The following is an 11761-nucleotide window of genomic DNA, read 5'->3' as shown; positions in this document are numbered from 1 at the left end:
AGTAAAAGCATGACTGTTAAATTGATGAAAGATCAGGATCTCGCTGGCAAACGTGTATTGATTCGTCAGGATCTGAACGTGCCACTGGAAGATGGACGCATTACCAGCGCCGTGCGTATTGATGCTTCTATCCCTACTATTCAAGCAGCACTGGCGGCTGGCGCTAAAGTCATGGTGATGTCGCACCTTGGTCGCCCGGATGAAGGTGTGTATGACGAGGCCGCCTCGCTGGCGCCTGTAGCCAAATACCTGAGCGAAAAGCTCGGCCGCGCTGTGCCACTGGTAAAAGATTGGGTGGATGGCTTTTCTGACCAAGGCGATTTGGTGTTGTTGGAAAACGTACGCTTCAATGTGGGCGAAGGCAAAAATACCGACGAACTGTCCAAAAAAATGGCGGCCCTGTGCGATGTATTCGTGATGGATGCATTCGGCACCGCGCACCGCGCGCAAGCCTCAACCCACGGCGTAGCCAAGTTTGCCCCTATCGCCTGTGCTGGCCCCTTGCTGGCTGCTGAATTGGAGGCACTGGCAAAAGTATTGGATAAGCCTGCGCGCCCATTAGTGGCTATTGTTGGCGGTTCCAAAGTATCCACCAAGTTGAGCGTACTGGATGCACTGTCCAAAATCGCCGATATTCTGGTGGTGGGTGGCGGTATCTCCAACACTTTCGTCGCCGCGGCTGGCAATGAAGTGGGCAACTCACTCTACGAGAAAGACCTGATTCCTGAAGCCCAGCGTCTGTGCAAAACAACCGAAGTGGTTTACGCCACCGATGTGCGCGTCACCAAAGAAGGCTTTAAAGAGTGGAACCACAACTCTGTAGCCGTGGCCAAGAAAGCCAATGAAATTGAAGCCGATGAAGAGATTATCGACTACGGCCCGGAAACCGCAGCGCGTGTAGCCGAGATCATCAAAAACGCCAAAACCGTTCTCTGGAACGGCCCTTGTGGCGTGTTTGAGTTTGATGCCTTCGCCCAGGGTACGGAAACCATTTCCCGTGCCATTGCCGAGAGCGATGCCTTCTCTGTCGCCGGTGGTGGCGATACCCTGGCGGCGATCGACAAGTGGCATTTGGCCGATAAAATCTCCTACGTATCAACCGGTGGCGGTGCGTTCCTCGAGTTTGTGGAAGGCAAAGTACTGCCCGCGGTAGCGATTCTGGAAGAGCGTGCCAAGGGTTAATCCAGCGCACTTTGCCCATAAAAAAAGCGACCTGCGGGTCGCTTTTTTTATGGGCATGAATTCTGGTCGGCGCCCCACTTTTCTCTGATATACAAATTTTGCTGCCATCTTGATGGTCTTTTTGGGGTGTTCTGGCCTTCTATGGCGCCAGTTACATTATCCAGCAGGCGTTCACTTGGGTTGTTTTTGCCCGCTTTGCCGATAAAAACATCATTTTAGTGTGCCGCTTTTTGCGTTTTACCTTCTCACTTATGTCTTTTTGGCATCTCACTTCTGTTTTTTCGCGTTCCACTTTTGGCCTTGGGAAGAAAGTACACAGCATTCTTTTGCGATGCTTTTTGACTTAAGTTTATGAAATTAAAAGATTTTATGGCGTCTCATTGAGTTTAATTGAAAGTGAACTGCGTCAGGTTTTACCTTTTTTGAAGGTGGGACGACACCTTGGCGCCTAATCATGATGATGAACTGGCTAGAAAACGAGTTGTGACCCAGGCATCAACCCGGCGTTGAGAGGCGCCGTCTGGACTGCACAGCCAATCGATACCAATAAAATAGATGGAGTTCTCCATGAGTAAAACACTAACGACGAATCAATCGGTCAGTTTTAAGAAAAAGTTGGTTGCTACGGCCGTTGCATCGGCAATGATGGGTGTCAGCGGATTCGCCTTCGCACAAGAAGGTGTGATGGAAGAAGTGGTTGTTACCGGCATTAAGGGCAGCTTGCAGCGTTCGATGGATATCAAGCGTGAAGCGCAAGGTGTTGTTGATGCCATCTCCGCAGAAGACATAGGTAAGTTCCCCGATACCAACTTGGCAGAATCCCTGCAGCGTATTACAGGTGTATCTATCGATCGCGCCAACGGTGAAGGTGCCCGTGTAACAGTGCGTGGTTTTGGCCCGGACTACAACCTGGTGACCCTGAATGGTCGTCAAATGCCGGCATCCGGCATTGAGGATACGACTGCAGCTGCTTCGCGCTCTTTTGATTTCTCTAACATCGCCTCTGAAGGTATCAGCGGAGTAGAAGTCTACAAAACCGGTCGTGCCAGCGTTACCAGTGGCGGTATTGGTGCGACTATTAACGTGTTGACCAGTCGTCCTTTTGACAATCCGGGCCTGAAAGCCAGTTTTGGTGTAAAAGGTGTAATGGATCAATCTACTGACAAGGGCGAAGACATTACGCCTGAATTGTCGGGTATTTACTCCAATACCTTTGCCGATGACACCTTTGGTGTGTCTTTGTCTGCCTCTTATCAAGAGCGTGAAAGTGGTAGTAAAACCGCAAGCACAGGTGCGGGTTGGTATTCCAGCCCCGGCAATGCTCTTTATGACGGTGACTGGGGTCAAGCTGGCGCTGCATGGGGTGCCATCCCAACTAATGCCAACCAAGTCAATAGACCTACCAGTGCAGATGAAATTTATTCTATTCCGCAGCAGTTGAAATACGATTTCAACGAAGTGCAACGTACCCGTACCAATGGTCAGTTGGCTCTACAATATCGCCCTGTTGAAACGGTAACCACCACATTGGATTACACCTATTCAAAGCAGGACTTCTCCCAGCAGTACAACGACTTGTCAGCATGGTTTGGCTGGAATAACAACTTTACCGGTATTAGTACTGTATGGACTGACGGCCCTATAGCATCGCCGCTTATGTATGCGGAAGAAAATGTGGCTAGTGACTATGCAATGGGAGCTGGTGCTTATTCCCGCATTAATGAAAATAAATCCCTTGGTTTAAATGTTGAGTGGGCGGCTACTGACCGTTTGACCTTGGAGTTTGATGCACACCAGTCTGAAGCTGAGTCCCGTCCTGATGGCAAGAATGGCAGCCACAACGTCATAGGCACCACTGCTGCTGTTCGCGGTAAGTCGTCAGCTTTTTTTACTGACAAGTTCCCTGTTCTTCAAATTGCGCTGTCAAATGGTGAAACCTCTGTTAACCCTGAAGATATTCGTATTTCTGGAAGCTCATTCCGCAATAGCTATACCCTGTCAGAAATCGATCAGTATCAATTAAAAGGTACATTGGAACTTGATAATGACTTCACTATCAATCTGGGCGTTGCCTCTACCACGGTGGAGAATACGGGTCGGTTTGCCAATGTCCAACGTGATACGTGGGGCGGTGTAGGGCAGGCAGGTGATTTTGACAGCAGTTACTGGCATTCATCGGGCGTAGCAAGCGAATTTGATTTGCCCGGTAGTAATGATCCGCGCACTGTCAACCAAACTTACTTGTTCAATTTTGAAGATGTGAGAAAGCGTGCGCAGCAGTTGTACGGTGCTGATGCGGGCTCGACTGCTCCTGGCGATTGTGGCGATTGGTTCTGCCCATCTACCGATTATAAAAATGGTACTGACCGTTTCACCAAAGAAGAAAGTGAAAGCGCCTATATACAGTTTAACAAGAGCGTAGATATCGCCGGTCGTGCGTTGAATACAGTTCTTGGTTTTCGTTATGAGTCCACTGAAGTCACTTCAACATCGGCAGCAAATACATTTGATATCGTTAAGTGGGTTTCCGACAACGAGATTTCTCTGCAATCCTCTGTTGATCGCGAGTATGTGAGTGATACAGGCAAATACTCTCATATGTTGCCGAGCTTGGATGTTAGCTTTGAAGTAGTGGATGATGTAATTTTGCGTGCATCTGCGAGTGAGACTATTGCTCGTCCAGGCTACAACGATATTCAAGCTGGTGCCAGTTTAGGCGGTCAGGCTGGCTTTAATGGCGGTAATGGTAGCCGAGGCGATGCAGGTCTGCTGCCTTATGAGTCTACCAACTACGACCTGTCTGCCGAGTGGTATTACAATGATGCCAGCTACTTGTCTGTTGGTTACTTTAAAAAGGATGTACAGAACTTCATTGGTACTCGTCAAATCCGCGAAAATTTCTACGGTTTGCGCAATCCGACATCGGGTCCTCGCTACAGAGCAGCAGTGGCAGCTTTGGGTAGTGGTGCTAGCGTGAGCGACATCCGCGCCTGGATTATTCAACAAGGTGGTCCAGGTGTTGATGGAACTAACATTCTCGCCTTACCAGAAGATGATTTGTTGGAATTTAACGTAACCGTTAAATCAAACGAGAAAGAAGCATCAATTGATGGTTGGGAATTTGCGGTTCAGCATGTGTTTGGTGAGAGTGGTTTTGGTGCAATTGCTAACTACACTATGGTGGATGGTGATATCGCCTATGACAACCTGAGTTTGGATGAGCAATTCGCCCTTCTCGGTCTCAGTGATACCGCTAACTTGGTTGGTTTCTACGACAAAGATGGTCTGCAGATTCGTATCGCCTATAACTGGCGCGATACATTCCTGGCTGGCACCGGACATGGTACTGGAAATCCTAACCCTGTTTATGTTGAAGACTACGGTCAGGTTGATATTAACGTAAGTTATGATATTAACGATAACTTGACAGTTTTTGCTGAAGGTATAAATGTGACGGATGAATATACACGTTCGCACGCTCGTACCAAACTGCAGCTTATGAACATGACCCAGTTAGGTCCGCGTTACAATATTGGTGTTCGTTATAGCTTCTAAGTTGTTATTAAAACACTATATTTTTTTGTATGTTGAAGCCGCTGTTTTACAGCGGCTTTTTTACTCTTAAAAAAATAAAAAACCTGATGTTGGAAATAATATGAGTAACCATGTCTTGTTAAATAATATTGCCCATAAAAATGTGCGGGTAATAATCGATAGATCGGAAAAGTATGGCGATAATGTTATGTTTGCTGCAACTTTTCCGCTTGAGTTTAGAAATATTCAATCTTATTACCCCATTTTCTTTCATAAAAACAATAAAACAGGAAGCTTTTATCCAATTGCCCTTTTGGGTTTTAAAGAAAAAGAAAACCTTTTTTTGACTGATAGAGGTTGGGATGCACGCTATATCCCTCTCACCATCGAGCGTCATCCTTTCCTTATTGGCTTCCAGCAATTTCAGGAAGAAGGTGTTGCAAAAAAGCAAATGGTTATTCATATCGACATGGATAACCCTCGCGTCAATGAAACTGAGGGTGAGTTGCTATTTATGCCACATGGTGGAAATACCAGCTATCTGGAGCGTGTCGCCTCTGTGTTGGAGGCCATTCATTATGGTTATGAACATAGTGAAGGTTTTATCAATATGCTGCTGGAGTTTGATTTGTTGGAATCTTTTTCACTGGATATTCAGTTGAACGACGGATCCAATAATCAACTGCAAGGCTTCTATACAATCAATGAAGATAAGCTTGGTGCACTGAAGGGGGATGTGCTGGAAAGGCTGCATAACCAGGGTTATTTGCAAGCGATTTATATGGTGGTTGCCTCGCACTCTAACATTCGTACATTAATTGATGAAAAAAATAAGAGATTGCAATCGATAGATAAGTGATAGGGTGACAGGATAATTACGACGGCTTTGTTGCAGCCCATGGTTGCGTTGTGCATTTTATCACGTGAGTTTTCAGACTGGCAGATGTTGAAGGGGGAGATATGAAAGCCAATGCAATACATAAGGTTGTTATTGTCGGCGGTGGTACTGCTGGTTGGATGACTGCAGCTGCCCTATCAAAAATCCTCGGTAAGACTCTGGATATCTCACTCGTTGAATCTGATGAAATTAGCACTGTCGGAGTGGGTGAAGCAACCGTGCCGCCACTTATCAATTTTCACGGTTTGTTAGGTATAAAAGAGCAGGAATTTATGTCGGCCTGTCAGGGCACGATTAAATTGGGAATCTCTTTTGAGCATTGGAAAGAGCAGGATGATAAATACATCCACGCTTTTGGTAAAACGGGTAAGGATCATTGGGCCGCTGGTTTTTGGCATTGCTGGCTTAAAGGCTTACGCAATGGCATAGGTGATGGTTATGGTGATTATTGTGTTGAGCATTTAGCCGCAAGAGCCGGTAAATTTGCCATATTGCCCAGATCAAGGGATGGTCACAATTACCAAGTCAATTATGCGTACCATTTTGATGCTGCGTTATATGCAAAGTTTTTACGAAAGATTGCTGAAAATAGTGGCGTCAAACGCGCTGAAGGCAAGATAACCCATGTGACGACTAATGCGGATACAGGATTTATCGAGTCGGTTAGCCTTGCATCCGGGCAGCTTATCGAGGGCGATTTATTTATTGATTGTTCTGGTTTTGCAGCTTTATTAATTGAGCAAACTTTACATACAGGTTATGAGGATTGGTCGCATTGGCTTCCTTGCGACAGGGCCGTTGCAGTTCAGACCACACTGGTTGGGCCGCCGGTTCCCTACACCCGTGCAATTGCACGGGATTTTGGTTGGCAATGGCGTATCCCCTTGCAGCATCGGGAAGGATCAGGGTTGGTATATTGCAGTCGTTATTTAAGTGATGATGATGCAAAGAAAACATTATTACAAAATGTGGATGGCGATCCATTCTTTGAGCCGAGAGTCATCAAATTCCGTTCGGGCCAGCGCTTAAAACACTGGAATAAAAATTGTGTTGCATTGGGGCTTGCCAGTGGTTTTATTGAACCTCTTGAATCAACCAGTATCCATCTTGTCCAGCAAGGTATTTTACGTTTAGTGAGCTTGTTCCCCTCTGGTGGAATTCAGCAATTTGATATTGATGAATTCAATGCGCAAACCAAAATTGAAACTAACAATGTCAGGGATTTTATTATTCTGCACTACAACACAACACAAAGAACGGACACACCTTTTTGGCGCTATTGCCGCAATATGACCGTGCCGGACTCTCTTAAACACAAGCTGGAACTGTTCAGAGAGTCAGGGAAAATTTTTAAGGTTCCCGGAGAGCTTTTTGGAGAAAATAACTGGGTTCAGGTCTTGTTGGGGCAAGGCATTATGCCGAAACAGTACCATCAAATTGTTGACATGATGAGTGATGAAGAGCTTGCAGCATTTTTATATGGTATAAAAATGTCTGCTCAGAACCTGGTTAAGCAGTTGCCGAGCCACAGCGATTTTCTTGAGAGCTATTGCAAAGCCAGTAATATGTAATGACTGCACATGCTTGTGAATTGCTTAACTGCCTCTCATCAGAGAGGCAGTGTCTTGATTAAAGACAAGTATATTTTAATCGTGGATAAGAGTGTTGATCCAGTGGCGTTACGCTATGTTTGCATTGCGGTTGTGGGCCACAAGAGCTCGGATTGAATGCTGGAATTACACCCGGTCCAGTTTGGAAAACTTGAGAATAGCCAGTGTTGCACTGATTTGAAGCTGATGAGGAGCTTGATGTGCTTGATGAGCTCGGTGGAGTGCCCGATGCAATGATAATGTCATTACATAATGATGGGTAAGTGGAGCCTTGTTTGATATTAGTATTCTGGTATCCGGCAGAAATACTGACAGCTCCACAGCTTTGAACTTGGCCGGAGAGAAGCGTATCTACACGTGTTGCTACAGTAACATTGCTACTGGTTTTACAACCGAATGTTACATAGGAGTAGTTGCCATGGCTATTTCCACTAATACCGCTCCAGGTGCATGCTGGTGTTTGGGCGCTTGCATTGATTGCTACACAGCCTAAAACCAAGAAACTAAAACCTGCTAATGCCTTAGAAAATTTCATAAAAGCTCCAATTTATTTAAATTTATAGTTCGTGTGAAATCACTGGCTCCTGCCGGTGTTCACGGCGATGATCGTCACATCACCTGTTTAATAAAGCGTCCTTCTTTATTTATTACCAAGCCCGCTATTGGACTTTTTCAATGAAAAAGTCGCGAGAGCTTTAATGATTTTTAAGGCTGCATGCCTAGTTGAAATCAAAGCTGTTTTCGCTGTTGCTTATATATAATTTACTTGTGCCACTTCGCGCATCGGCCGCGATCATAATGGCGACTGGTTGACCATTGGCCGCCAATGCGCTGCTGATTGTTTGAAAAAATTGGTCTGACTGTTCGACGTTGACAATACCAATAGTGATTTCACATTGGGTGCTGCGGCATTGGGCATCGCGCAATGCAATACCTTGCAGATCTGTTCGTTCACTAAAAAGTTGTCGGTAATAGCCTTCTTGTTGTTCGGCCCAAGTGGGGTCCCTGTGTTCCTGTTCAAAACGGCGTAGCAGCGCATTATTTAAATCAAAGTTGCTATCGGCATGTTGGGATTGCATAACCCAATTAATAACGTCCCTGGCTTTGCGCTGTTGTTTTTCCATTTCCAGGCTTTCCAGTTGCGCTAGCTGTGTGCTCTTGGTGGCATTGCTGGCGGTAGTTGCATCTGGCGTGGGCTGCATGGATAAGAGCCTGCGTACTTGCTGCTTAAGCTGCAGGTTTTCAGTTTCGAGTTGTTGGATGTGTTGCTGTAATTGTGCGATTTCACTGGGCTGCTCAAGGGTATGGATTGGCAGCGCCTGAGGTGAGGTGGCAATTGTTGTGCGGGGTTTGGAATCCGGCCATTGAATAACCTGAATGCCAACAACAAGGGCGATTACGGCCAATAAAGCCAGTGTGTAGGGGCGCGTCATGATCTGCATTTCCTTGTATCAGTGCGATTACTGGGTGTTGTTTACTTTCCCAAGCGAAATACAGCTTAACGATCTTTTCCTGTGGTGGCTGTCCCACTTTTGACGTGCGATGAAGATGGGATAGTGCGAGTAAATAGTGTGCAAAAAAAGAGTGTGCAGGCGAACGCCCCACTATTGTTTGTTTTTGCACCACGTTCCGCTCAACGCGAAAGTGGGACGACAGTTTTTTTCTTAGCTGCCACTCTTCATCCCGTAAGCATGAGCGATGTGCCCGTGGTTGAGCCTCGTAAATGTTTTGCTGATGGTTTTCTCATTGGCTATGAACCCCTGGGTGATGTCAGGTCCCCTTGGGTGTTAACCGGTGTGGTGGGTGATGCTTCATTCCTGCGCCTGTTAACTCTCCTTGCTTAGCCCCCGCATTCTCCAGTCTTGCAGAAAACGGGGGCTTTTTTCGTTATCGACACTGTTGAGCATGCCATCCATCAGCGGTGGTAATAACTACAAGAATATTGATTTTTCAGAGAGGTCATCTATGTCCAATTTCTATAAACCGCTGACGGCGGTTGCTTGCAGCCTTGCGGTTCTGGTCGCTTTGAGTGGTTGTGAAAAGCCTTCACATGAAACGAGTGCGGCTGCAAGCAATGTTGAGGCGCAGTTGTCTCCTGAGAAATCCCTGTGGCCGCGCATTGAGAGCGCAGTGAAAAAAGACCCGGCAATCGAAGCAAAAATTACCGAATTATTGAGTCAGTTGTCGCTGGAACAGAAAGTGGGACAGTTGATTCAGCCCGAATTGCGCCATGTGACCCCACAGGATGTCACGCAATATTCCGTTGGCGCTGTGTTAAATGGCGGCGGTTCTTTTCCTGATGAAAATAAGCACGCGACGGTGGAGGATTGGTTGGCCTTGGCGGATGCATTTTATACGGCATCCATGAGCACTGAAGGTGGGCGTATTGCTATCCCTGTGATGTGGGGAACCGATGCGGTTCATGGTCACAACAACATTATTGGTGCGACGCTGTTCCCGCACAATATTGGTTTGGGGGCTGCGCGTAACCCGGAATTGATTCAGCAAATCGGTGCCGCTACCGCTGCTGAAATTGCGGTGACAGGGATTGATTGGAGTTTTGCGCCGACGCTTGCTGTGGTGCGCGATGACCGTTGGGGGCGCACTTATGAATCCTATTCTGAAGATCCGGCTGTCGTCAGAGCCTATGGCGGTGTGATGGTAAAAGGTTTGCAGGGCGCCGCAGGCGATGGCTTTTTGAGTGAGCGCCATGTGGTTGCAACGGCAAAACACTTTTTAGCCGATGGCGGCACCTTGGGTGGTGTGGATCGCGGTAACGCAGCGATCAGCGAAGAAGAGTTGGTGCGTATCCACAATGCAGGTTATGAAACGGCACTGGCAGCAGGCGCGCAAACGGTGATGGCGTCGTTCAATAGTTGGCAGGATGTGAAATTGCACGGACACAAATATCTGCTGACCGATCAGCTCAAACACACTATGGGGTTTGATGGTTTTGTGGTTGGCGATTGGAATGGTCACGCGTTTGTCTCTGGTTGCACGCCGGTAAGTTGTGCGGAGGCGATCAATGCCGGGCTGGATATTTTTATGGCGCCCGATGCCAACTGGAAGGAGTTGTATCACAACACCCTGGCGCAAGTGAAAAGCGGCGAAATTTCCATGGCGCGATTGGACGACGCCGTTGCGCGTATTCTGCGTGTGAAGTTGCGTGCGGGTTTGTTTGAAAAAGGTGTGCCATCCAGCCGTGAATTGGCCGGCAAGCGCGAAGTGATAGGTGCGCCTGAGCATCGCGCTATTGCCCGTCAGGCGGTGCGTGAATCCATCGTGTTACTGAAAAATAATCAGCAAGTATTGCCGGTTAAGCCCAGCGCTAAGATTTTGGTGGCGGGCGATGGTGCCGACGATATTGGCAAACAATCCGGTGGCTGGAGTATTACCTGGCAGGGCACAGGCAATACCAACGCGGACTTCCCCGGTGGCTCTTCTATCTATAAAGGTATTGCTGATGCAGTGACCGCCGCGGGTGGCTCGGTTGCGCTGAGTGTGGATGGTTCCTATCAGCAAAAACCCGACGTAGCATTTGTGGTATTCGGTGAAGACCCTTACGCGGAAATGCAGGGCGATGTGAATCAACTGGCTTACAAAGACTCAACCAATCTGGCGCTGCTGAAAAAATTAAAAGCCGATGGCATCAAGGTGGTTTCGCTGTTTATCACCGGTCGTCCGCTGTGGACGAATGAGTTTATCAATGCCTCCGATGCCTTTGCCGTGGTGTGGCTTCCGGGTTCTGAAGGCGTGGGCGTGGCCGATGTGGTACTCGCAAAAGCCGATGGCTCGGTGAACATTGACCTGAAAGGCACCTTGCCCTTCTCCTGGCCATCGTCCCCAACCCAAACTCCACTCAACGTTGGCGATGCGGATTATCAGCCTCAATTCCCCTATGGTTTTGGCCTGCGCTATGGCGATAAAACCGAAACCGCACTGCTGGATGAAACCGCTGGTCAACTTGCCGCGAGCGCCACACCCGACAGTCTGCCCATTTTCAATCAGCGGGTTATGAATCCCTGGCAATTGGTGTTGTTGGATCACCTCAACAACATGGCTCCGGTGACTACCAGTAGCGGCACCTTGGGCGCTGTGACGGTTTCCTCTCTTGACTACAAGGTGCAGGAAGATGCGCGCCGCTTGCAGTGGGACGGTTCAGCCAATGCCAGTGTGAGTTTTGTAGCTACCGAGCGCAACGACCTGAGTGCCTATGCCGGTGGAGCCTTGGTATTCGATGTGAAAGTGGATAGCAAACCCAGCGCCGATGTTCGCCTCGGCATGTTCTGCGGCAGTGATTGTGGCGGTGATATTGCGCTGACCCCATCCCTGAACGCGGCAGCACCGGGTGAGTGGACGTCCATCACCATCGCCCTTGAGTGCTTTGCGCAAAAACGCGTGAAGCTGGACATGGTACTGACTCCTTTCACGCTGAGCACCAGCGGCACATTGGATATGAGTCTGTACAACCTGCGCATCGATAAAAATGCCAAAGCACCCGCGTGCCCCGAATAACCCGAGTGTCCCTGCCGGTGCT

7 protein-coding genes are annotated in these 11761 nt (G+C 47.9%); 5 read left to right on the top strand and 2 right to left on the bottom strand.

Going from position 1 to position 11761, the window contains the following annotated elements:
- Positions 1–9: 9 nt before the first annotated feature.
- The 4 genes from B0D95_RS12945 to B0D95_RS12930 all read left to right on the top strand — a co-directional run bounded on the left by B0D95_RS12945 (position 10) and on the right by B0D95_RS12930 (position 7185).
- Entirely contained in the window at positions 10–1182 is a 1173-nt protein-coding gene (locus tag B0D95_RS12945) for a phosphoglycerate kinase (protein ID WP_078044277.1), read from the top strand.
- A gap of 567 nt (positions 1183–1749) precedes the next feature.
- Positions 1750–4737 (top strand): TonB-dependent receptor, encoded by a 2988-nt coding sequence (locus B0D95_RS12940; RefSeq protein WP_246841601.1) that lies wholly within the window; start codon positions 1750–1752, stop codon positions 4735–4737.
- 100 nt (positions 4738–4837) lie between these two features.
- Positions 4838–5575, top strand: coding sequence for a SapC family protein (locus tag B0D95_RS12935; protein WP_078044275.1), 738 nt, complete (start codon positions 4838–4840; stop codon positions 5573–5575).
- A 101-nt stretch (positions 5576–5676) separates the two neighbouring features.
- Positions 5677–7185 (top strand): tryptophan halogenase family protein, encoded by a 1509-nt coding sequence (locus B0D95_RS12930; protein WP_078044274.1) that lies wholly within the window; start codon positions 5677–5679, stop codon positions 7183–7185.
- 58 nt (positions 7186–7243) lie between these two features.
- Here the strand turns inward: B0D95_RS12930 and B0D95_RS20445 are convergent, their stop codons facing one another.
- Both B0D95_RS20445 and B0D95_RS12925 read right to left on the bottom strand, forming a co-directional pair.
- Positions 7244–7759: a hypothetical protein gene (locus tag B0D95_RS20445; RefSeq protein ID WP_149867912.1), complete on the bottom strand. Its 516-nt coding sequence runs from the start codon at positions 7757–7759 to the stop codon at positions 7244–7246.
- A 184-nt stretch (positions 7760–7943) separates the two neighbouring features.
- Positions 7944–8657, bottom strand: coding sequence for a hypothetical protein (locus B0D95_RS12925; RefSeq protein WP_078044273.1), 714 nt, complete (start codon positions 8655–8657; stop codon positions 7944–7946).
- A 532-nt stretch (positions 8658–9189) separates the two neighbouring features.
- On the opposite strand from B0D95_RS12925, the gene B0D95_RS12915 reads away from it, so the two are divergent.
- Positions 9190–11739 carry an exo 1,3/1,4-beta-D-glucan glucohydrolase gene (locus B0D95_RS12915; RefSeq protein ID WP_078044271.1) on the top strand — a complete coding sequence of 850 codons (2550 nt, stop codon included), beginning with the start codon at positions 9190–9192 and terminating at the stop codon, positions 11737–11739.
- Positions 11740–11761: the final 22 nt, after the last annotated feature.

Source organism: Cellvibrio sp. PSBB023 (genome assembly GCF_002007605.1).
In the GTDB taxonomy this organism is placed as follows: Bacteria; Pseudomonadota; Gammaproteobacteria; order Pseudomonadales; family Cellvibrionaceae; genus Cellvibrio.
The sequence above is the reverse complement of the archived record's forward strand: the minus strand, read 5'-3'. Positions and strand labels throughout refer to the sequence as shown.

Excerpts from the sequence above, each read along its gene's own strand:
- B0D95_RS12930 (WP_078044274.1), top strand. The coding sequence starts at position 5,677 with ATGAAAGCCAATGCAATACATAAGGTTGTTATTGTCGGCGGTGGTACT.
- B0D95_RS12940 (WP_246841601.1), top strand. The coding sequence starts at position 1,750 with ATGAGTAAAACACTAACGACGAATCAATCGGTCAGTTTTAAGAAAAAG.
- B0D95_RS12945 (WP_078044277.1), top strand. The coding sequence starts at position 10 with ATGACTGTTAAATTGATGAAAGATCAGGATCTCGCTGGCAAACGTGTA.
- B0D95_RS12935 (WP_078044275.1), top strand. The coding sequence starts at position 4,838 with ATGAGTAACCATGTCTTGTTAAATAATATTGCCCATAAAAATGTGCGG.
- B0D95_RS12925 (WP_078044273.1), bottom strand. The coding sequence starts at position 8,657 with ATGACGCGCCCCTACACACTGGCTTTATTGGCCGTAATCGCCCTTGTT.
- B0D95_RS12915 (WP_078044271.1), top strand. The coding sequence starts at position 9,190 with ATGTCCAATTTCTATAAACCGCTGACGGCGGTTGCTTGCAGCCTTGCG.
- B0D95_RS20445 (WP_149867912.1), bottom strand. The coding sequence starts at position 7,759 with ATGAAATTTTCTAAGGCATTAGCAGGTTTTAGTTTCTTGGTTTTAGGC.